Annotated in this window: 17 protein-coding genes; 10 read left to right on the top strand and 7 right to left on the bottom strand. The window is 62.8% G+C overall.

Annotated features, from left to right (window positions below; translation table 11 throughout):
• Window positions 1-3: 3 nt before the first annotated feature.
• The 3 genes from AC0QUY_RS20710 to AC0QUY_RS20700 all read right to left on the bottom strand — a co-directional run bounded on the left by AC0QUY_RS20710 (window position 4) and on the right by AC0QUY_RS20700 (window position 4,667).
• Window positions 4-1,221 carry an EAL domain-containing response regulator gene (locus AC0QUY_RS20710; protein WP_475388161.1) on the bottom strand — a complete coding sequence of 406 codons (1,218 nt, stop codon included), beginning with the start codon at window positions 1,219-1,221 and terminating at the stop codon, window positions 4-6.
• A 436-nt stretch (window positions 1,222-1,657) separates the two neighbouring features.
• Window positions 1,658-2,617 carry a TAXI family TRAP transporter solute-binding subunit gene (locus AC0QUY_RS20705; protein WP_161850376.1) on the bottom strand — a complete coding sequence of 320 codons (960 nt, stop codon included), beginning with the start codon at window positions 2,615-2,617 and terminating at the stop codon, window positions 1,658-1,660.
• 22 nt (window positions 2,618-2,639) lie between these two features.
• Entirely contained in the window at window positions 2,640-4,667 is a 2,028-nt protein-coding gene (locus tag AC0QUY_RS20700) for a TRAP transporter permease (RefSeq protein WP_161850375.1), read from the bottom strand.
• A gap of 277 nt (window positions 4,668-4,944) precedes the next feature.
• Between AC0QUY_RS20700 and AC0QUY_RS20695 the strand changes: the two genes are divergently transcribed.
• A complete protein-coding gene (locus AC0QUY_RS20695) occupies window positions 4,945-5,751 on the top strand; it encodes an SDR family NAD(P)-dependent oxidoreductase (RefSeq protein WP_475388160.1) in 807 nt (268 codons plus the stop codon).
• Between the two features lie 15 nt (window positions 5,752-5,766).
• Here AC0QUY_RS20695 and AC0QUY_RS20690 read toward each other — a convergent pair whose 3' ends face one another.
• Window positions 5,767-7,311: a cation:proton antiporter gene (locus tag AC0QUY_RS20690; protein WP_475388159.1), complete on the bottom strand. Its 1,545-nt coding sequence runs from the start codon at window positions 7,309-7,311 to the stop codon at window positions 5,767-5,769.
• Window positions 7,312-7,390: 79 nt separating this feature from the next.
• Entirely contained in the window at window positions 7,391-8,161 is a 771-nt protein-coding gene (locus tag AC0QUY_RS20685) for a hypothetical protein (protein WP_475388158.1), read from the bottom strand.
• A 227-nt stretch (window positions 8,162-8,388) separates the two neighbouring features.
• On the opposite strand from AC0QUY_RS20685, the gene AC0QUY_RS20680 reads away from it, so the two are divergent.
• Both AC0QUY_RS20680 and AC0QUY_RS20675 read left to right on the top strand, forming a co-directional pair.
• Window positions 8,389-9,099 (top strand): tetratricopeptide repeat protein, encoded by a 711-nt coding sequence (locus tag AC0QUY_RS20680; RefSeq protein WP_475388157.1) that lies wholly within the window; start codon window positions 8,389-8,391, stop codon window positions 9,097-9,099.
• Window positions 9,100-9,274: 175 nt separating this feature from the next.
• Window positions 9,275-10,633 (top strand): tetratricopeptide repeat protein, encoded by a 1,359-nt coding sequence (locus tag AC0QUY_RS20675; RefSeq protein ID WP_475388156.1) that lies wholly within the window; start codon window positions 9,275-9,277, stop codon window positions 10,631-10,633.
• A 22-nt stretch (window positions 10,634-10,655) separates the two neighbouring features.
• Here AC0QUY_RS20675 and AC0QUY_RS20670 read toward each other — a convergent pair whose 3' ends face one another.
• Window positions 10,656-11,609, bottom strand: coding sequence for a hypothetical protein (locus AC0QUY_RS20670; protein ID WP_475388155.1), 954 nt, complete (start codon window positions 11,607-11,609; stop codon window positions 10,656-10,658).
• Window positions 11,610-11,925: 316 nt separating this feature from the next.
• Here AC0QUY_RS20670 and AC0QUY_RS20665 point away from each other — a divergent pair, with 316 nt between their 5' ends.
• The 4 genes from AC0QUY_RS20665 (at window position 11,926) to AC0QUY_RS20650 (ending at window position 17,264) form a co-directional block, all read left to right on the top strand.
• A complete protein-coding gene (locus AC0QUY_RS20665; RefSeq protein ID WP_475388154.1) occupies window positions 11,926-13,836 on the top strand; it encodes a propionyl-CoA synthetase in 1,911 nt (636 codons plus the stop codon).
• Between the two features lie 42 nt (window positions 13,837-13,878).
• The gene (locus AC0QUY_RS20660) at window positions 13,879-14,337 is read left to right on the top strand and encodes a hypothetical protein (protein ID WP_475388153.1); all 459 of its coding nucleotides are present in this window, start codon (window positions 13,879-13,881) and stop codon (window positions 14,335-14,337) included.
• 13 nt (window positions 14,338-14,350) lie between these two features.
• Entirely contained in the window at window positions 14,351-14,557 is a 207-nt protein-coding gene (locus AC0QUY_RS20655) for a DUF6494 family protein (RefSeq protein ID WP_161850367.1), read from the top strand.
• Window positions 14,558-14,774: 217 nt separating this feature from the next.
• Entirely contained in the window at window positions 14,775-17,264 is a 2,490-nt protein-coding gene (locus AC0QUY_RS20650) for an MASE1 domain-containing protein (protein WP_475388152.1), read from the top strand.
• 69 nt (window positions 17,265-17,333) lie between these two features.
• On the opposite strand, the gene AC0QUY_RS20645 is transcribed toward AC0QUY_RS20650, so the two are convergent.
• A complete protein-coding gene (locus tag AC0QUY_RS20645) occupies window positions 17,334-18,029 on the bottom strand; it encodes a DUF1013 domain-containing protein (protein ID WP_475388151.1) in 696 nt (231 codons plus the stop codon).
• 220 nt (window positions 18,030-18,249) lie between these two features.
• On the opposite strand from AC0QUY_RS20645, the gene ispH reads away from it, so the two are divergent.
• The 3 genes from ispH to rnhA are packed head-to-tail and all read left to right on the top strand — an operon-like array spanning window position 18,250 to window position 20,677.
• Window positions 18,250-19,227 (top strand): 4-hydroxy-3-methylbut-2-enyl diphosphate reductase, encoded by a 978-nt coding sequence (ispH, locus tag AC0QUY_RS20640; protein ID WP_161850364.1) that lies wholly within the window; start codon window positions 18,250-18,252, stop codon window positions 19,225-19,227.
• An 8-nt stretch (window positions 19,228-19,235) separates the two neighbouring features.
• Window positions 19,236-20,216, top strand: a complete 981-nt coding sequence (locus tag AC0QUY_RS20635) for a homoserine kinase (RefSeq protein WP_475388150.1) — start codon at window positions 19,236-19,238, stop codon at window positions 20,214-20,216.
• Window positions 20,204-20,677, top strand: coding sequence for a ribonuclease HI (gene rnhA / locus AC0QUY_RS20630; protein ID WP_202639188.1), 474 nt, complete (start codon window positions 20,204-20,206; stop codon window positions 20,675-20,677). The genes AC0QUY_RS20635 and rnhA overlap by 13 nt, the downstream gene beginning before the upstream one ends.
• Window positions 20,678-20,741: the final 64 nt, after the last annotated feature.

Raw genomic sequence — 20,741 nt, 5'->3', positions numbered from 1 at the left:
GGTTCAGAGAACTTTCTCGGCGCCGGCAGCGAGTTGAGGGCGAGACCGCGCGAATTTCCGCACGCCCACCGGCTTGCCGAACAGGTGGCCCTGGACCAGATCGAAGCCCATGTCGTGCGCGGCGAGGTAATCGGCGCGGCTTTCGATGCCCAGCGCGGTGGCACGGGCGCCGTTGTCCCGGGCCAGTTCGACGATCCGCCGGCATACCGTCTGCTTCAACCGGTTGTCCGCGCAGCCATTGATATATTGCTGATCGACCTTCAGCTCGGCGAAGGGGAAGCTCCGAAGCTCCAGGAGCGAGGGCCATTCCGCGCCGACATTGTCGATAGCGATGGCGATATTGTGCAGGCGCAGCCGTCTGGCGGCGTCTACCGCGAGATTCGGATGCTCGACCACCTCGCTGCAGTTGATTTCGATGAGCAGCCCGCCGAACGCGGGGTGGGCGGGCATGGCGCTGCACAGATCGCGCACCGCCGCCGCATTGCCGAAGAACGATACCGGCAGGTTGACCGAGAGGTCGACCGGACCCTGGCTCTCCAGCAGATAGCGCCAATCCTCGATGGCGCGGCCGACCACGAATTCGGAGAGACTGCGAAAATGCGGATCGTTGTCGTCGGGAATGAAGTAGGCCGGCGGGACCACGCCCCAGGCCGGATGCCGCATCCGGACCAGCGCCTCCGCGCCGCTCGGCATCAGCGTGCGGGTGTTGATCTTCTGCTGATACCACAATTCGAGCCAGCCGGCCTTCAACGCCTCGGCGACGTCGACGGCGGGGCTTGGCGCCGGCTCGGCCGGCAAAAGCTCCGCGACGGTGGCGCGCAGGCTCGCCGCACCGAACGGCGTCGGCAGGGAAGGCAGCATGGCAATGCCGTATTCTTCGCCAATTTGCCGGACGGCCTTAACCATAATCGAGTCGGGTTGACCGATCACGAGAACCTTGCCGCCGAAATTTTTTCGGACGATGGCCTCGAGAATTTCGCCGACATTGATCCCGTCGACGCACACGCTGAGCACGATCAAATCCGGCTGCTCCGCCTGCAGCACGCCGGCCAGGTCCCCGGCCTGACCGCATTCGCAGGTCACGAACCCAAGATCCTCGAGAGCATCGGAAAGGAACAGCCGGAGGTGTTTTTTGCTGTCGATGACGCAGGCCCTCGGCGTCAGCTTTCGGTGTCCGAAGTGAACTGCGCGCGAATGCTCGCTGAAGTTGATCTGCTCCATGCCGCCCTCCCGACAAATACCCCGGCGCCATTGGTACATCCGCGTTGAGGTCGCAATAATGGAATTTTGCGGAAGGTCACATGATTACTTCAGTAGGGTTAAAGCCGCTGACAAGAATAAAATTTTAGAGGAATTGCCGGCCGCGACGGCGCCAATAGGCGCGCGGGCAGTCCATCCTGCCGAATTGGCAGACTTCAATGCGTTGATGTCCGGCTTGGGCAATATCTGTTCAGCCTCGCGTGTTAACGCTTGTGGTCGCGCGCCGGCGCTGCGATGGTCGTGGCTTGCAAAAAAGCTTTCGCGGGAGCAGCCATGCCGCGACGCACACAAACCTTTGCTCGGCAAAAAAATGACCGCGGTCCCTGACAGACCGCGGTCACTGTACCTTCTGTCCGAATGTCGCTTCCGCTTCATTCGGATGGCGAATATCGAGGCCCTAGCCGCCGACGCCCTTCTCCTTGAAGTATTTCAGCGCGCCGGGGTGGAACGGGATCGGCGAACGTTCCTGCACCTGGTTGTCGAGCGTGAAGCTCTCGGCCTCCTTGTGCACGGCGACGATGTCGGCCTTCTTCTCCACCAGCGTCTTGACGATGGTGTAGGCGTCCTCGTTGCTCATCTTGTCGCCGGTGACGATCAGGTTCCAGACCTCGGTGATGGAATTGTCCTTGTCGTAGCCCGGATACGAGCCTGCCTTGATCTTGCTGGAAGAATAGAGCTTGCCGTATTTCGCGTTCATCTTCTCGGCCAGATCGCCATGGTCGATCAGCTTTATCTTCAGGCCGGGCGTCGCCGCGAGATCGGTTACCGCGGCAGTCGGGATGCCGCCAACCCAGAAGAACGCGTCGATCTTGCGGTCCTTGACCGCATTGACGGATTCGGCGACGCCGAGCCGCTCGCGCTTCATGTCCTTGTCCTTGTCGAGGCCGGCGGCCTCGATGACGCGGAACGCCATCACTTCCGTGGCGCTGCCGGGCGATCCCGTCGAAACGCGCTTGCCCTTCAAGTCTGCCATAGTGTTGATACCGGTGCCTTCCACCGTCACCACGTGCATGCGGTTCGGATAGACCACGAGCAGCGCCTGCAGCGGCACCTTGCCGCTCTTGAACTTGTCCTCTCCCTTCAGCGCATCGAGCGCGGCGTCGGCCATGGTGAAGGCCATCTCGCTCTTGCCGGCGCCGATCAGCTTGAGATTGTCGACCGAGCCGCCGGTGACCTCGGCGGTGGCCTGCACGTTGGGAAGGTTCTTCGACAGCACGTTGGCAACCGCGCCGCCGAGCGGATAATAGACGCCGCCGGTGCCGCCGGTGCCGATCGACATGGTTTTCTGCTGCGCATGAGCTGCGCCGGCAAAGGCGAGCCCCAGCGTCATCGCCAATATCGCTGTGGTCTTTTTCATTTTTGTCTCCTCAATCGCTTTTCTATGTTGTGAGCGCGGGTCGCTCTGGCGACCGCGTTCTGGCCTGCCACAGCAATACGCCGAAACCGATGATCAGGCCCGGCACATAGGTGTAGCTGATATCGCGTCCGGTGATCCATTCGACGATTGCCTCAATCAGGCTCGGGAACACCAGCAGCAATCCGGATAGCAGAAGCAGGCCGCGCTCGACCGCTGTATTTTGTCGCAGCGCCCAGTTCTGGGCAAATGCAGCCAGCGCCAGCAGGCCCAGGCTCGTCTTGATCGTGATTTCGATGATGTCGACCCACGATCCGCCCTTGGGAATCGACATCAGCAGCCCCGCGCCCTGCGGGTCGAGCACAAACACGAACGGCACCAGAAACGCCGGCAGCGTGTATTTCCAGGATTGCAGGGTGGTCCTGTAGGGATCGCCGCCGGTGATGGCGGCCGCCGCGAACGGCGAGAGCGCCGTCGGCGGCGAAACCTCGGACAAGACGGCATAGTAGAAGATGAACATGTGCGCAGCGTAATCGGGCACGCCGAGCTTGATCAGCGCGGGCGCCGCGATGACCGCGCAGATGATGTAGGACGCCGTTACCGGCACCGCGAGGCCGATGATCCAGACGATCAGCGAGGTGTAGATCGCGGTCAGCAGCAGGCTACCGCCGGCATAGGCGATGACGATCGACGAGAACTTGAGGCCAAGACCCGTCAGTGTCACGATGCCGACGACAATGCCCGCGCAGGCGCAGGTGGTCGCGGCATTGAGCGCGCCGATCGAGCCGTCGGCCAGTGCCTTCACCAGTTTGCTCGGCACCAGCGCGGTCTCCCGGCGCAGGAAGCTCAGCGCAAAGGTAACTACGATGGCGTAGAACACCGATAGCGACGGCGAGTAGCCGATGACCATGAAAAAGACAACGGCCAGCAGCGAGATGAAGTGGAAGCCATACCGCATGGTCATCTGACCGAGCGACATCTCGGGCGTGAAGGCCACGTTTTTGGCGTGGAATTTCTTGGCGTCCAGTTCGACCATGAACAGCAGCGACATGTAGTAGAGACAGGTCGGGATGGTCGCCATCCAGATCACGTCGAGATAGCTGATCTTGAGAAACTCGGCGATCAGGAACGCGGCGGCGCCCAGCACCGGCGGCGACAGGATCGCGCCCAACCCGCCGGCGGCGAGTAGTCCGCCCGCGGCATTCCTCTCGAAGCCCGCCTTCGCCATCATCGGATAGGCCACGGTGCCGATCATCACGGTGGTGGCGACGCCCGATCCGGAGGGGCCGCCGAGCAGGAACGACGACAGCACCACGGTGCGGCCGGCGCTGTTCGGCTTGCCGCCCATCAGCGCCAGCGAGAAATCGATGAAGAACTTGCCGGCGCCGGAATGCTGCAGGAATGCGCCGTAGATGGTGAACAGGATGATCAGCGTAGCCGACACGTCGACTGCGACGCCGAAGATGCCCTCCAGCGTAATGAAGAGATGACCGACCAGGCGGGCCAGATCATAGCCGCGATGCGTCCATGGTGCCGGTAGATACGGACCCAACATCGCATAGGCGATGAAGAACAGCGATACGACCGGCATGATCGCGCCGGTGGTGCGCCGCGTCGCCTCCAGCAGCAGCACGATGAAGACGATGCCGACGATCACATCCCAGCGGTCGGGCGTGGTGGCGCGGTCGGTAAAATCCTCGCCGCCCCACAGCGCGTAGACGATGGTGGCAACCGCGACGATCCCGGGGACGACATCCCACCAGCGCACGCGGTTGCGGAAGCGCGTCGCCAGCGGAAACAGCAGGAAACTCAGCACCAGCGTGAAGGCGACGTGGGTGTAGCGGAGCTCCTGGGTCGGAACGATGGCGTAGGCAGCGTAGAGGTGGAACAGGCTCATGACCACGGCAATCGTGGTCGATATCCTGCCTGCCCAACCCATCAGGCGGTTGGCCGCGCCTTCTTCCGCCTCGATGTAGGCTTCTGCCTTGTGCAGCGCTTCGTCGGATACCGCGACGACCTCATCATTGGGCGGCGTTGTCTTGTCTGCTGCCATGCATTCCCCGGGGACCCGTTAATTCTCAAGACCCGGCTTCCGCGGGTCGTTCGCGGGCGCATTCAGTCCAATTTGGGTAACCGTGGCAAGGGCCTTGTTGGCGTATATCGGGGCGATTTCTTTCGCTTATCGGACGGCTTGACCCGGCACGTGGCCGATCTCTAGCCCGGATGCAGCGAAGCGCAATCCGGGGCAACTGCCAAAAGAGAATCCCGGGTTGCGCTTGGCTTCACTCGGGCTACAAGAAAATGAGTACCTAACAGGGAGAAGAAAGTCGATGGAACGGCTCAAAGGCAAGGTGGCGATGGTGGTGGGCGCGGGCTCGATCGGGCCCGGCTGGGGCAACGGCAAGGCGACCGCCGCGACGTTTGCGCGCGAGGGCGCGCAGGTGTTTTGCGTTGACCGCAATGCGGCCGCAGCTAAGGAGACCGTCGACATCATCACGGGCGAGGGGGGCCAAGCTGTCGCCTTCACCGCCGACGTCTCCCGCGAAGCCGAGGTCGAGGCGATGGTCGCGGCGTGCCTCAAGGCTTACGGTCGCATCGACGTGCTCGACAACAATGTTGGCATCGCCGAGATGGGTAACGTCGTCGAGGTGAACGAAGCGAGCTGGGACCACGTCTTCGCGGTCAATCTCAAGAGCGCCTATTTCGCCATGAAGCACGTCATCCCCGTGATGCAGAAGCAGGGCGGCGGCTCGATCATCAACATCTCCTCGATCGCCTCGATCCGCCACCTCGGCATTTCCTACGTCACCTACGGCGCCTCCAAAGCGGCGATGAACCAGATGACGCGCACGACTGCCGTGCAGTTTGCGAAAGACCATGTCCGCGTCAACTGCATCCTGCCCGGGCTGATGAAGACACCGATGGTCGAGCATTCGGCGGGACTGGCGGCCAGCTATTCGGCCGGCGACGTCGAGGCGATGTGGCGGGCGCGCGATGCGCAGGTGCCGATGGGGCACATGGGTGACGCCTGGGACGTCGCCAATGCCGCGCTGTTTCTGGCTTCCGACGAATCCCGCTACGTCACGGGAATCGAATTGGTGGTCGACGGCGGGATCACGAGCAAGTCGGGCGCCTGACGCGCGATCGCTCCGTTATGCCTGTGCGCTCAATTCGGCGCGATCGAGCTCTTCTTCCACCTGGTGGAAGGCGTCGTCGCCGATCTCCTCGAACTGGCGCATCCTCAATAGCGCCGCTCGTGCCGCGCCGATGGCGCGGCGGCGCAGCGGATCGGCCGGCAGCTCGCGGGTCGCGATGCCGATTTCGGGTTCGGCTTCGGCCCGCAGCAGCACGGCGCGGTATTCGAGCCGCAGGATCTCGGCCTCCTCGGACGGATCGGCTTCGATCGCCTCGAGCGCGGCGCGATAGGCGGCGCAGCGGGCTTGAGCGGCCTCGCGCGCGACCGGATCGTCCTCCTCAAATTTCAGCGCGAGGATCAACGGCCGCAGCGTCACGCCCTGGATCACGAGCGTTCCCAGCACCACGGCAAAAGCCGTCAGCAGGATAAGATCGCGATACGGAAAGTTCTCGGGCAACGCGAAGGCGGCCGCCAGCGTGACGATGCCGCGCATCCCGCACCAGGACACGATGATGCCGCGTTCAACCGTCGGCACCGCGGGAGACACGTGCGCAGGAAGCAGGCCGTGGGCGTTCAAGGCGCGCAGCAATGCGCCATATGGCATCACCCAGGCGATGCGGGTGAGGATCACGACGGCAAGGATCGCGGCGGCAAAGCTGCAATACTTGAACCGCACCTCGTCGTCGAGCCCGGACCAGATCGGGTTGAGCTGCATGCCGATCAGCATGAACGCCAGCACATTGAGCACGAACACGACGGTTTCCCACACCGCGTAAGAGGCCACGCGCAGCCGCGCCGGGGTACGCTCGGGCGCGGTGCGCGCGATCGTGATCGCATAGGCGACGATGGTGAGAATGCCGGACAGCCCGATATGCTCGGCGACGATCCACACCATGAAGGTGCCGGCGAATTGCGTGATGATTGCGCTCGGCGCCTCGGTGATGCGGCGTGTGATCTGCGTCCAGACCCGCGCGAACAGGAAGCCGGCAATGAGGCTTCCGAACAGCGCCAGCGCAACTGAGGGCACGAAGTCGTGCACCTTCATGTGCTCGGCGGCAACCAGGCCGACCGCGACGCGGTAGATCAGGAGCGCGCTGGCATCGTTGAGCAGGCTTTCGCCCTCGAGGATCTTCTGGATGCGGTAAGGCAGGTTGACTTGGCGCAGGATCGCGGTGGCCGCCGCGGCGTCGGGCGGCGCCACGATGGCGCCGAGCGCGATCGCGACCGCCCACGGCATGTCCGGGCGAAGCCAGTGCGCGACCACAGCTACGGCGGCGGTCGTGACCCCGACCGCAACCAGCACCAGTGTCGAGACCGGCAGCCAGTTGTTCCTGAGGTCGCGCAGCGAGGTATCGAAAGCCGCATCCAGCAGCACCGGCGCCACGAACAGCGCCAGCGCCAGCTCAGGCTGCAGCGTCCACGACGGGCTCCCGGGCGCGAAGGCCAGCAGCATGCCGCCGATCGCAAGAAATGTCGGATAGGGTACCTTGAGCCGCCGCGCCAGTGCGGACAGCATCACCGCGCCAAGCAGCAGCCCGATAATCCATTCGAATGCTAGCAAATTTGGGATTCCCTGCCGGTCGAGATCGATGTCGCCATCAATCTAGCACTAACCGGCAAGAAGGTATTCCTCCCGTACGCTACTGCGCCATCGCCAGGATGCCGCCCGCGAAGGAATGCCAAAGCGGCATGACGCTGATCGGCCAGTTCAGGAATTTCACGGCGATCAGGGCAAGGCCGCCATAGACATAGACCGGATGCGGCCGGCCGCGCGTGCGCCAGTCGAAAACCATGGCGACCACCAGCAGCAGATAAGCGACGATGGCGGGCGGGATGGTCACCGGCACCGGGGGCGGGCCGAGCGGGCCGGGAGGCGCGAGGAAGGTGAGAAACCAGCGCGCGACCGCGGCGTCCAATAGCGAAATGCTGGCCAGCAGCATCAGCCGCTTGTGCGTTTCCGGCTGACGGATGGCGGCGATTGCCAGCGTGAACGCCACCGCAAAGAACAGAATTCCGCTGAGCGGGACAATCGCGAATGCGATTCCGTCTTCGGTCATTCCAGCAGCAGCCGACCGCTTCATCGCGTTGACCGCGACCAGGAAGCCGAAGATCGTCATCGCGGTCGCCAGCGATACGCCGATCATGCCGATGGTGCGATGCCGGGCGACCTTGCCTGATGCGGCGAGCCAGCTCTGGAATGCGAAATAAAGCGACCAGGCGAAGAACAGCAGGCCGTGGAAATGGACGACCGGCGAGGCCGAAAACGATCGCTTTGCCAGCGGCAGCCAATAGGTCGGCGCAAAGCCGAGAAAGGCAACGGCCATGCAGGCCAGCGCCATGTAGAAGTAAAAGTAGCCCGTCCGGGATTGCGCGATGGCACGCGGCGAATTGAGGTCGGTTAAAGTGGTCATGGTTGTTGAGTCTGCAAGACCTGCAAAAGGTTCAGGCCAAATTTCGTGACAGGCATATCCATTCGCGTGCGGACGACGGTGTTTTCGCGCATGTCACGTTTCGGCCAAAATCTGTCCCCGTACGAAAGCGGATACGCACACGCGCCCGTTGTCGAAAAAGCGGACAGCTTGCTAGGATCGCGCGCCACTCCAAGACTTCCTGGATACAAGGCTTCCCGGGTCAATTGATGCGATTCTATTCCGACATCCGCGGGCTGGTCGCGGCTTCCTTGCTATGGATCGCGCTTGCGCAGGGCGTATCGGCGACCACCGTCGAGCCGGCCAAGGACTTGCGCGTTGACCCGGCGCTCTGCCTCGCCGCCGCGCTCGCGCGTGACGACGACAAGACGATCGCGGCCTGCGGCGCGCTGATAGACAACGCAAAGACCGAAAAGGCCGACCGCATCAAGGCGCTGATCGCGCGTGGCGCCGCCTATGAGCGCAAGGACATGGCCGACCGCGCCATCGCCGACTACGACGGCGTGCTGCGGCTCGATCCCTCACTCGCCGATATCCACAACGCGCGCGGCGAGCTCTGGCGCAAGAAGGGCGACCTGCCCAAGGCGGTGGCCGATTTTGCCGCGGCGATCAAGCTGAACCCGAACCACGTTGCGGCCAGAACCAACCACCGGGCGCTGGCGCTGGAGCTGGAGCGGCTGGGCGCGCTGAAGGCGGTCGCCGGGAAGCCGAGCTTCAATTGCGCCACCGCCCGCCGGAAGGTTGAAAAGGCGATCTGCGCCAATCCCGAACTCGCCGATCTCGATCGCGAGGTCGAAGGCTCGTATGTCAGGGCGGCCGCTGAGAAGATGACCCCACAGCAGGCGCGCAGCTGCGGCGAGAGCAGGCGGAATACATCGCCCGCCGCAATGCGGAATACGGCCGGCCCGGCTACGACCTGAAAAAAGCGATGCGCGACCGCCTGCAACAGATTAACGGGATCGATGGATACTAGGTCGTTTTCGGCCCGATTGGTGGAGTTGCCCGGAGGCTTTCGAACCTCAGAGAGATCAGTGACGACCCAGTGATCGGGCGCGGCATTGCCGCGCGTACTTCAGTCATTTGACGAGCCCGATCATGCGATCATTCATTTCGCCTTTTGCCGCCAGCGCGGCGGTTGCCATTGCGATCCTGACTTCCAGCGGCGCCAGCGCCGAAACAGCAGCCGAGCAGCCGGTCATCTGCACGGCGCTTTCGGCTGCCGAGCCCGCTGAGCTGATTGAGACTTGTACCGCGCTGATCGATAATCCGGCGACGCTGGAGGGAGACCGGCTCGACGCCACGATTACCCGCGCCGTCGCGCTGCATAACAGCGACCAGACCGGCAAGGCGCTGGCCGAAATCGATACCGTGATCTCTCGGGACCCCAACCGGGCCCGCGCCTTTCGTGCCCGCGGTGAAATCCTGCGCCAGACCGGCAGAATGGAGGCCGCGTTCGAGGCGCTGAACCAGGCGATCCGGCTCGAGCCGGACAATGCCACCGGTTACGCAAACCGCGCCAATGCTTTCAACAACGCGAGGAAGTACGACCGTGCCATCGAGGACTACAACGAGGCGCTGCGGCTGAAGCCGGATTTCGCGCAAGCCTTCTCGGACCGCGGCGCCGCCTGGTATTTCAGGGGCGAGTATCAGAAGGCAATCGCCGATTACGATGAAGCGCTTCGCCTCGAGCCGCACCGTGCCCGCACCTACAGCAACCGTTCCGCGGCCTACCGCAAGCTCGGCCGAACTGAAAAAGCGATCGAGGACGTGACCACGGCAATCCGGATCGATCCGACACAGCCGGAATTTTTCGACAATCGCGGCCTCGATCTCGCCGGTAACGCCGACTATGCGCGCGCGATCGCCGACTATGATGAAGCGATCAAGCTGCGCCCCGAGGCAAAATTCCTGACCAACCGCGGCGATGCTCATCAGGCGCGGAAGGATTACGACCGTGCGATTGCGGATTACGATGCGGCGTTGAAGCTCGATCCGAAATTCCAGCGCGCCTACAACAATCGCGGTGCGGCCTGGGTCAAGAAGGGCGATCGCAGCCGTGCACTGAAGGATTATGCGGAAGCCGTCCGCCTCAATCCCGCGGACAGTACCGCCGCCGCCAATCACAAGGAGATTACGCAGGAGATCGAACGGCTGGGTTCGCTGAGCTACCAGAAGAACCTGCCGAGCTTCAATTGCGCCACGGCGAAACGCCAGGTCGAAAAGGCGATCTGCGCCGACGCTAGTCTCGCCCAGCTCGACCGCAATATCAACGACGTGTTCCTGCGGGCGATTGCGAGCGCGGAATCCGACAGCCATCGCGCCGCGCTGGCGCTGACCCGGCAGCAGCGCAACTTCATCGACAAGCGCAACGCTTCGTTCGGCAAGCGCGGCTATGACCTCCGTCAGGCGATGGAGGACCGGCTGGAGAAGCTCAACACGATCGCCGGGCAATAGGGGTTTTGGCCGAACGGGCAACTTATTTAGACTTGATCTCTGGGGAAGCGTCGCGCCGAGCGACAATCTCGACTGATCCCCGGAGGAAGCGGTTGAATTCGGCAATCCGCCCGGCCGGCAGGTCCCACGGACTGCCGCGTTGCGATTCCCAGAATTTCATGAAGTCGTGCCCAAGCATGTTGAAGCGCGCGACAGCAACGCTGTCGGGCTCTTCCAGCATCGCAGCGTATTGATCGGCCTCGTTCTTCCAGTCGTGCGTCATGATGGTCAGCATCGGACGATCAATGGGCGGCAATGCACGGAATCCAGCCGCTTCGATCCATGCCAGCCCAGCCGTGGTCACTGTGCAGCAGCATGACAGGCCACCGAAGCCGCCCGTTACCCCTCTCTTGATCCACCAGTCGTTCTGCCAATCCTCATAACCGAACAGCATGCCCTCGAGCCGTTCGAAATATTCATTCCAGCCACCGGATTTGCCCGAGGCATCCCAGATCAGTCTGCTCGCCGGGATCCGCCATTCTTCGCCCTTCGGCGTGTAGTAGACGGTCCGGTGCCCAAGATAGGTCTGACCGCGGCTCTGAATCGGCTTATCGAACGGTTCATTGACCTCCTCTCGGTGGAGCATGCCCTTGGCCACCCAATGCTCAAACCGGTCCTCGCCCTCGAATGTCATCGGCGGGTACAGATCCGACATGCGCGCCAGTTTCTTTCGGCCCTCCAGCAGCAGCGGCAGTTCGTACCGCGTGTGGCTTAGGTATGGCATCCGACCGGATGACCGCAACCGGGACAGGTTGATCGCCAGATCTTTGCAGTCCAATTGCGCTGCATCGAAGCTGACATTGAATGTCGTAACGATGGCTGCGAGATCCGCATCGTTCAGAAAGTAAGTTTTTTCCAGCTCAGGGTCGTCGTCGGCCGTTCCAGCCAGAATTGCGCGGAGCGCTTCCGGATCGTCGACAGAAAACATCGCCTGCAAAACGGGACACCATCGCTCCCGGTCGAATGCTTCGATCAGGAATTGGGGCTGCGGCATCGGAATCCTTGCGAACGTGTTGATGAAGCCAATTTATACTACCTGGGAGTGCTCGCCCTGTGCGGCCCTCGCTGCAGGCGGTAAAATCGCTTTCGTCATCGTTAAAATTTTGGCAACCGGAGCCATGTTGATCGGCCGGAACGCGACGAGGCTCGCTGCAGAAAATCCCTTCTTTTTTCTTGATCCAGATTAAGGTGGGCATATCCCTGAACGGGAAGAAGAACCGATAACTGGTCATCATTGCACGGGAAGCGACGCCATGAACATCCAGGACAACAGCCGCTACCACGAGGTCCATGCCCGCTCGCTGGCTGATCCGGAAGGATTCTGGGCCGAGGCCGCGCGTGAGATCGACTGGATCGAGCCGGCCAAAAAGATCTTCGATCCCTCGATGGGTGCCTATGGCCGCTGGTTCGCCGGCGCCTTGGTCAACACCTGCTACAACGCGCTCGACCGCCATGTCGCGGGCGGGCGCGCCGACCAGGTGGCGCTGATCCACGATTCGCCGCTCACCAACTCGATCTCGAAATTCACCTATGCCGAGATGCTCAAGGAGGTGCAGACGCTCGCCGCCGTGATGGCCGATTTCGGCGTCGCCAAGGGCGACCGCGTCATCCTCTATATGCCGCTGGTGCCGGAAGCGGTGTTTGCGATGCTGGCCTGCGCGCGGATCGGGGCGGTGCATTCGGTAGTGTTCGGCGGCTTTGCTGCAAAGGAGCTCGCCAGCCGTATCGACGACGCCAAGCCGAAACTGATCTTCTCGGCAAGCTGCGGCATTGAGCCGGGCCGCATCGTGCAATACAAGCCGCTGCTCGACGAGGCGGTCAAGCTTTCAAGCGCAAAGCCACAGGCTTGCGTCATCCTGCAACGGCCGCAGCACCCTTGCGAACTCACAGCGGGCCGCGATCACGACTGGGCAGCGCTCCGCGACGCCGCGCTCGATGCCGGCAAGGCCGCGCCCTGCACGCCGGTGCTCGCGACCGATCCGCTTTATATTCTCTACACCTCCGGTACCACGGGAATCCCGAAGGGCGTCGTGCGCGACAATGGCGGGCATCTGGTTGCGCTGAAATGGTCGATGTTCAATCTTTACGGCGTCAAGCCGGGCGAGGTCTGGTGGTGCGGCTCCGATATCGGTTGGGTGGTCGGCCACAGCTACATCGTCTATGGCCCGCTGGTTCATGGCGCGACCTCGATCATGTATGAGGGCAAGCCGGTCGGCACGCCGGATGCCGGTGCGTTCTGGCGCGTCATTTCCGAACACCAGGCGGTCGCGCTGTTCACCGCGCCGACCGCCTTCCGCGCCATACGCAAGGAAGACCCGGACGGCGCGTTCATCCGGAAATACGATCTGTCGAAATTCCGCACGCTGTTCCTGGCCGGCGAGCGCGCCGATCCGCCGACGGTGGAGTGGGCGGAAGCGCAGTTGAAGGTGCCGGTCATCGATCACTGGTGGCAGACCGAAACCGGCTGGTGCATCGCCGGCAATCCGGTGGGTCTCGGCATGCTGCCGGTCAAGCACGGCTCGCCGACGGTGCCGATGCCGGGCTATCAGGTCGACGTGGTCGACGAGGCATCCAAGCCGGTGCCCGCGGGCACCATGGGCTCGATCGTGATCAAGCTGCCGATGCCGCCCGCCTGCCTGCCGACGCTGTGGGAGCAGGACGCGCGCTTCAGGGAGGCCTACCTGACGGAGTTCCCCGGCTGCTACAAGACCTCGGACGCCGGTTACAAGGACGAGGACGGCTATGTCTGGGTAATGGGCCGCACCGACGACATCATCAATGTTGCCGGTCATCGCCTCTCCACCGGCGGCATGGAGGAAATTCTGGCGTCCCATCCCGATGTCGCTGAATGCGCCGTCCTCGGCATCAAGGACGCAATCAAGGGCGAAGTGCCTTGCGGCTTCCTGGTGCTGAAGGCCGGCATCGCGCGAGCGCCCGCCGAGATCGAGAAGGAGATCGTGGCGCTGGTGCGCGACAAGCTCGGCCCCGTCGCGGCCTTCAAGCTCGCGATCACGGTTGGTCGCCTGCCGAAGACGCGCTCCGGAAAGATCCTTCGCGGCACCATCAAAAAGATCGCCGACGGCGAGAGCTGGACCATGCCGGCGACCATCGAGGACCCGAAGGTGCTGGACGAAATCGGCGACGCGCTGAAGGGCAGGGTGTAATTTTTGTTGCCGTCATTCCGGGCCGATGCGAAGCATCGAACTATGGGGCGCTCCTGGCGCCCCGAGAACCTCGAGGTTCCGGGCTGGTCCTTCGGGCCGTTCGGTAATGACGGGTTCCTTGTCATGCCCGGGCTTGACCCGGGCATCCATCCTCTTCAAAGCAAGCTGCCATTATTTCGATGGATTGCCGGGTCAAGCCCGGCAATGACGAGAAAGAAACGGAGCCTGCGCATGCAGTATGGACTCGCAAGGCAATTCGCCGCCCTCATCATTGCCGCCCCCTTGCTCGCCGGCTGCCTGGAACGCGGCCAGCCGACCATGGTCGATACCAGCGCGGACGACGATGCATTCTGCCGTGCCAACAATGTCGCGGTGGGCTCGAACGAATACGTCAATTGCCGCAAGAACCGCGACGTGCAGCGTGGCAATGCCAACGCCCGTGCTGACCGCGCCCAGCGCAATATGGCCGAGCAGATGCTGAACAACCCGGTCCGGCCGTGATCAGGAGGCTCTCATGAACGAAGATGTCTTCAACGCCAGCCTGCGCAAGTTTCTGAAGCAAGTCGGCGTCACCTCGCAACGCGAGATCGAAAAGGCCGTGCGCGACGCGCTCGACGCCGGCAAGCTGAAGGGCCACGAGAAGCTACCGGCGAAGATGGTTTTGACGATCGGCAGTATCAGCCTCTCGCATGAGATCAACGACGAGATAGAGCTGGGCTAGTGGTACGATCTTGCCGTTCCTGTGGGGGCCAGACGAGCGAGGCTTAACGAGCGGAGCGCACCAAGCTCCCGGACGCTCACACATGAAATGCACGGAATGGCACTTGTCAGGCTACTTTTGGCATTAAATACTGAGCGGGCGAGTTCTTTCATTGCAGCAATCGGCCGACGCAGTGGTGCGGGCGGTCTGAATTTAGCCGAGTTGCGTAGCCAAGCGGATGTGTCCGATGAGCTTGGAGGCGGCTACAACTAACGCACCTCCAGCGCCATCGTCCGCAGCGTGGCCGCCGTGGACTGTTTCAATTCTCGTTGCAATCGTCTTTTTCCTCGCCGCGCGTCTCAGCCTCGCTCTGCTCGAAAAGTCTGATGGCGTTGCCGTGTTCTGGCCGGCCGCGGGCGTGGCCACCGGGATTCTGGTGGCGTTCGGTCCGGCGGTGCGGTGGCCGGTCGTCGTCGCGGTGGTCGCTGCCACTTTTGCGGCCAATCTGCTCGGCGATCGCAATCTTGCCAGCACCACGTTTTTCGCGGTGGCGAATGCCAGCGGTCCCCTTATCGTCTCAGGGCTGATCCAGCGATTTTGCGGCGCTCCATTCGAACTCGATGAACTGCGTTGTGTCCTTGGATTATTCGCCGCCACGATCGTTGCCGCCATGGTCGATGGTTTGGTCGGCATGCTCGGGTTTGTGTTGTTCCATGCCCCGGCCGCATCGCCTGTGGCGGTATGGAGTCATTGGCTCGTTTCCGACACGGTGGGTACCATCGCCGTTGCGCCTCTTGTGGTCGGCCTCGCATCGTTCCTGCGCAAAGCGCCGCCGAAGCGCGAAATTGCGGAGGGGGCTTTCGCGCTTGCGATCGTGGCCACCCTGTGTGTCCTCCTCGTCATTCTGCCCAACAAGCCGTGGACCCTCGAACTGGCGATTGCCTCGCTCGCCCCGCTCTTCGTGTGGATCGCTGCCCGCGTTCGCCCGGCCTTTACGGCGATCGCAACGTTCCTGTGCGCGATCACGATCGTATGGACGACGATATTCGCCGTCGGTCTTTTCGGCGACCCGCGGTCGCCGATCGAGGAACGTATCCTGTCCGCTCAAGCCACTATTCTGGCCACGTCGTTCGGCGCGCTGGTTCTTGCGGCGCTGTTCAGCGAGCGTCGGCAACACGAAACTGCGATTCTCGAACGGGAGCGTCGGCTTGAAGAGGCGCTTCGGGCCGGCGGTGTGATCACCTTCGACTGGAATCTGCAGACTGGTCTGATCGAGGTGAGCCGGAATGCCGCTGAAATCCTAGGTCTTGGTCCACAACAATTTATCGACGGTGCGAACTGGATAAGGCAAGTCCATCCCGATGACCGCCCGTCCGTCACGGCTCGCTTGGGCGCGGTCCGCCCGGACGACCCCTCACACTCGATGGCGTTCCGATTCATGCGACCGGATGGGCGCGGCGAAGTTTGGCTGGAGCAGGTCGCCATCACCAGCGTCGACTCGACCGGGAAACCGATACGCATCAGCGGCCTGACGACCGACATCACGGAACGAAAACGGTTTGAGGGAGAGATTTCTCGCGCCTGGAAATCAGCCGCATTGGCAGATCGCGCAAAATCCAGCTTCCTGTCCGCTGCCAGTCATGATTTGCGACAGCCCCTGCAGACGCTGAGATTTCTGCAAGGTTCGCTTGGGCTGCACCTCACGGGCGGCGAGGGGCGCGAACTTGTCGACGGGATGGCGCGATCTCTCGACACCATGTCCAGCATTCTGTCGAGCCTGCTTGATGTGAATCGTCTCGAGGCGGGAAGTCTTCGTCCGTCGAAGAGCGACTTCGCGATCAAGGAGATATTTGATTCCCTGGCGGCCGACTTCTCCGGTGCCATCACCGACAGAGGCTTGCGGTGGCGCATGGTGCGTTCGGGACTGCTGGTCCCCAGCGACAAGCGCATGCTCGAAACGATGATACGAAATTTGCTTTCGAACGCGCTGCGATACACCGATCGGGGAAGGATTCTGCTGGGTTGCCGGCGGGTGGGCAACAAGGTCCGGATCGAAGTCTGGGACAGCGGCATTGGCATTACGCAGGATCAGCTCCCGCATATCTTTCAGGAATACTATCAGGGCTCGCCAGAAGCAGAACGTGGCGGCCTCGGATTGGGCCTGGCGATCGTCAGGCGTCTGGGGGAGATGCTGGATCATCCGATCGGTGCGCATTCCACGCCTGGCAAAGGCACCGTCATTACGATCGAGGTCCCGCGCGGCGACGGGAATGGCGACAGGCGCGAACGGACGCAGAAGCCGCGATATGAGAAGGGCGACTTCCGCGGGACTATTCTTGTCGTCGAGGACGAGGCGAGCGTGCGCGCATCGATCAGCCGCCTGCTGAAAGAGCGCGGCATAGAGGCGATCGTGGTCGCAACCGCAGACGAGGCACTGGCGCGCGTCCGCCGTCAGGAAATCCGCCCCGATGTGCTGCTATGCGACTACAATCTTCAGGGCTCGACAAACGGCGTGACGACAATCGGTGATTTGCGAGCGGCTCTCGGCCGAAACGTCCCGGCTATTGTCATGACCGGAGACATCCGGTCGGAAATCGTGGAGCCGATTATCGCGCAGGGCATTTTAGTACTACTCAAGCCGTTCCTGGCCGACGAGCTTCTGCAGCACATTGCGCGGCTCTCACGTGAACAGGCTGCCGCTGGTCCGGCCAACCCGACCACGCGGTGATCGCGCCCTCACAACAAAAAACGCGGCAGGTTGCCCCGCCGCGTTCGGCATCGGCCGCAGCTGACAACCTTACTCGTCGTCGTCCTGCTTCTTGCCGCCGATCGTCTTCAGCTTGGCGAACACGGCGTCGAGGTTGAGGTCGTCCTGTTTCTTTTCGCTCGGCTCGAATTCCGGCTCCTTCTTCGTGGTCTCGGAGGCCGGAAGGAGCGTGGCGCCGCCGTAGGCCGCGGGCACCGGCTTTTCCTTCGCCGCGCGCTGCACCTCGAAATCGAGCTCGATCTGCGAGCACAGGCCGAGCGTCACCGGGTCCATCGGGGTCAGCGTCGAGGCATTCCAGTGGGTGCGGTCGCGGACGCTGGCAATCGTGGTCTTGGTGGTGCCGACCAGACGCATGATCTGCGCGTCCTTCAATTCGGGGTGGTTGCGCACCAGCCAGAGGATCGCGCTCGGGCGCTCGTGGCGGCGCGACACTGGGGTGTAGCGCGGGCCCTTCTTCTTGGCAGCCGGCGGCAGCACGACCTTGCTCTCGCCGAGCTTGAGGCGGTAATTCGGGTCCTTTTCGCCCTTTTCGATCTCGTCGCGGGTCAATTGGCCCGTCGAAATCGGGTCCATGCCCTTGATGCCCTGGGCGGCGTCGCCGTCGGCGATGGCGCGGACTTCGAGCGGGTGCATCTTGGTGAAATCGGCCACTTGGTCGAAGGTTAACGCCGTATTATCGACCAGCCACACGGCCGTCGCCTTGGGCATCAGCGGTGCATTGCTCATGGCAAATCTCCTTTGTGCCTCGCCCACCTCTTTTTGGAGGCGAAGCCTATGGTCATCGGGGATGACGGGAATTAGGGCGCTATATACGCCTTCCAGCCCCTTTGGCGCAATGGTCTGCTAAAGTGCCTTGACAGAGGGCGAAAGCAGTCCCAAGTCCTTATGCGAATTGGCCGTTCCCAGCCCGCCGGCTAGGGGTGATTCGGTCCCCGAGATAGCCCCAATGCCTTCTGTGTCAACGTCAGCGAAACCAGACCTCAGAATCGTGCTTTGTTCTCCCCGCGGCTTCTGCGCCGGGGTGGTACGGGCCATCGATACCGTCGAACGGGCTCTCGCCATCTACGGCGCCCCCGTCTATGTCCGTCACGAAATCGTGCATAATCGCTACGTGGTCGACAGCCTGAAAACCAAGGGCGCGATCTTCGTCGAGGAACTCGCCGAAATACCCGACAATACCAACGCCCCGGTGGTGTTCTCGGCCCATGGGGTTCCCAAATCGGTTCCGGCCGACGCCCGGGCCCGGAATTTCTTCTCGCTGGATGCGACCTGCCCGCTGGTCACCAAGGTGCACCGCGAGGCTGCGATCCATTTCAAGCGCGGCCGTGAAATCCTGCTGATCGGGCATTCGCACCACCCCGAGGTGGTCGGCACACTCGGCCAGTTGCCGCCGGGCGCGGTGACGTTGATCGAGACCGCCGACGACGCCAAGACCTTCACGCCGAAGGATCCGAACAACCTCGCCTTCGTGACGCAGACGACGCTGTCGATTGACGACACCGCTGAGATCGTCGCGCTGCTCAAGGAGCGTTTCCCGAACATCAACGGGCCGCACAAGGAAGACATCTGCTACGCCACCACCAACCGCCAGCTCGCGGTCAAGAAGGTGGCGCCGGTGGTCGATGCGCTGATCGTGGTCGGCGCGCCGAACTCGTCGAACTCGCAGCGCTTGCGCGAAGTCGCCGAGCGCGAGGGCTGCCCTGTTTCGGTGCTGGCGCAGCGCGCCTCGGATCTCGACTGGTCGCGCTTCGAAGGCATCAAGAGCCTCGGCATTACCGCAGGCGCTTCCGCGCCGGAAGTGATCGTCGAGGAGATCATGGGCGCTTTCGCCGAGCGTTATGAACTGCATGTGGAGACGGTTTCGGCTGCGGAAGAGAACGAGTTCTTCCCGCTGCCGCGCTCGCTGCGACCCGACGCCGCCTGAGGTTTCTCATGGCGGTTTACACCGACGTCGCCGCCGAAGACCTCGCGGAGTTCATGAAAGGCTACGACATCGGCGAATTGCTCTCCTACAAGGGCATCGCCGAGGGCGTCGAGAATTCCAACTTCCTGGTGCATACCAGCAAGGGCGCGTTCATCCTCACGCTCTATGAAAAGCGCGTGGCGGTGGACGATCTGCCGTATTTCCTGTCGCTGATGGCGCATCTGGCCGAGCGCGGCGTGCGTTGTCCGCAGCCGGCGAGGAATCGCAAGGGCGAGGTCTACAGCGAGTTGGCCGGGCGTCCCGCGGCGATCATCAACTTCCTTGAAGGCATGTGGCCGCGGCGGCCCAACGCCACGCATTGCGCCGGCGTCGGCGAGGCGCTGGCGAAAATGCATCTGGCCGGCCACGACTTTCCGATGTTCCGCAAGAACCCGTTGTCGGTCGAGGGCTGGCGGCCGCTGTTCGATCTCGCCGCATCGCGCGCCGACAGCGTCGCACCGGGCCTGCAGGACTTTATCGCGCGCGAACTCGATCACCTCGAAGCGTGTTGGCCGAAAGATCTGCCGCTCGGCGTCATCCACGCCGACCTGTTTCCCGACAACGTCTTCTTCCTCGGCGACAGACTGTCCGGCCTGATCGACTTCCCGTTTTCCTGCAACGACATTTTGGCCTACGACGTCGCGATCTGTCTGAACGCGTGGTGCTTCGAGCCGGATCATTCCTTCAACGTCACCAAGGCGCGCGCGCTGCTCAATTCTTACGGCCGCGAGCGGCAATTGTCTGATACCGAGCAGGAGGCGCTGCCGCTTTTGGCGCGCGGCGCGGCGCTGCGCTTTTTGCTGACGCGGCTCGTCGACTTTCTCAACGTGCCGCCGGGCGCGCTGGTGAAGCCGAAGGACCCGCTCGAATACGTCCGCAAGCTGCGCTTCCACCAGAGCGTTTCCAGCGTGCGCGACTACGGACTGATTCAGCCGGGATGCGTCGCTTGAGCGAATTGCCTCACGTCACCGTTTTCACCGACGGCGCCTGCTCGGGCAATCCCGGCCCCGGCGGTTGGGGCGCGATCCTGCGGTTCGGAGAGACCGAAAAGGAATTGAAGGGCGGCGAGCCGCACACCACCAACAATCGCATGGAGTTGATGGCGGCGATCTCGGCGCTGGAGGCGCTGAAAAAGCCCTGCGTGGTCGATCTCACCACCGACAGCCAGTATGTGCGCCAGGGCATCACCGGCTGGATCCATGGCTGGAAGCGGAACGGCTGGCGCACCGCGGACAAGAAGCCGGTCAAGAATGTCGAACTATGGCAGCGGCTCGACGCCGCGCTGAAACCGCACCAGGTGCGCTGGCACTGGATCAAGGGCCACGCCGGCCACGCCGAAAACGAACGCGCCGATGAGTTGGCGCGTGAAGGCGTGGCGATGGCGAGGTTGCAGGAGAGAGTGGGGAAGTAGGCTGGGCGGTCAGCCACGCCCAACAGCCGTCATCACCCGCGAAGGCGGGTGATCCAGTATTCCA

The sequence above is a fragment of the Bradyrhizobium sp. WYCCWR15520 genome (assembly GCF_056174665.1).
The sequence above is the reverse complement of the archived record's forward strand: the minus strand, read 5'-3'. Positions and strand labels throughout refer to the sequence as shown.

Excerpts from the sequence above, each read along its gene's own strand:
- AC0QUY_RS20710 (WP_475388161.1), bottom strand. The coding sequence starts at position 1,221 with ATGGAGCAGATCAACTTCAGCGAGCATTCGCGCGCAGTTCACTTCGGA.
- AC0QUY_RS20705 (WP_161850376.1), bottom strand. The coding sequence starts at position 2,617 with ATGAAAAAGACCACAGCGATATTGGCGATGACGCTGGGGCTCGCCTTT.
- AC0QUY_RS20700 (WP_161850375.1), bottom strand. The coding sequence starts at position 4,667 with ATGGCAGCAGACAAGACAACGCCGCCCAATGATGAGGTCGTCGCGGTA.
- AC0QUY_RS20695 (WP_475388160.1), top strand. The coding sequence starts at position 4,945 with ATGGAACGGCTCAAAGGCAAGGTGGCGATGGTGGTGGGCGCGGGCTCG.
- AC0QUY_RS20685 (WP_475388158.1), bottom strand. The coding sequence starts at position 8,161 with ATGACCACTTTAACCGACCTCAATTCGCCGCGTGCCATCGCGCAATCC.
- AC0QUY_RS20680 (WP_475388157.1), top strand. The coding sequence starts at position 8,389 with ATGCGATTCTATTCCGACATCCGCGGGCTGGTCGCGGCTTCCTTGCTA.
- AC0QUY_RS20675 (WP_475388156.1), top strand. The coding sequence starts at position 9,275 with ATGCGATCATTCATTTCGCCTTTTGCCGCCAGCGCGGCGGTTGCCATT.
- AC0QUY_RS20665 (WP_475388154.1), top strand. The coding sequence starts at position 11,926 with ATGAACATCCAGGACAACAGCCGCTACCACGAGGTCCATGCCCGCTCG.
- AC0QUY_RS20660 (WP_475388153.1), top strand. The coding sequence starts at position 13,879 with ATGGGGCGCTCCTGGCGCCCCGAGAACCTCGAGGTTCCGGGCTGGTCC.
- AC0QUY_RS20655 (WP_161850367.1), top strand. The coding sequence starts at position 14,351 with ATGAACGAAGATGTCTTCAACGCCAGCCTGCGCAAGTTTCTGAAGCAA.
- AC0QUY_RS20650 (WP_475388152.1), top strand. The coding sequence starts at position 14,775 with ATGTGTCCGATGAGCTTGGAGGCGGCTACAACTAACGCACCTCCAGCG.
- AC0QUY_RS20645 (WP_475388151.1), bottom strand. The coding sequence starts at position 18,029 with ATGAGCAATGCACCGCTGATGCCCAAGGCGACGGCCGTGTGGCTGGTC.
- ispH (WP_161850364.1), top strand. The coding sequence starts at position 18,250 with ATGCCTTCTGTGTCAACGTCAGCGAAACCAGACCTCAGAATCGTGCTT.
- AC0QUY_RS20635 (WP_475388150.1), top strand. The coding sequence starts at position 19,236 with ATGGCGGTTTACACCGACGTCGCCGCCGAAGACCTCGCGGAGTTCATG.
- rnhA (WP_202639188.1), top strand. The coding sequence starts at position 20,204 with ATGCGTCGCTTGAGCGAATTGCCTCACGTCACCGTTTTCACCGACGGC.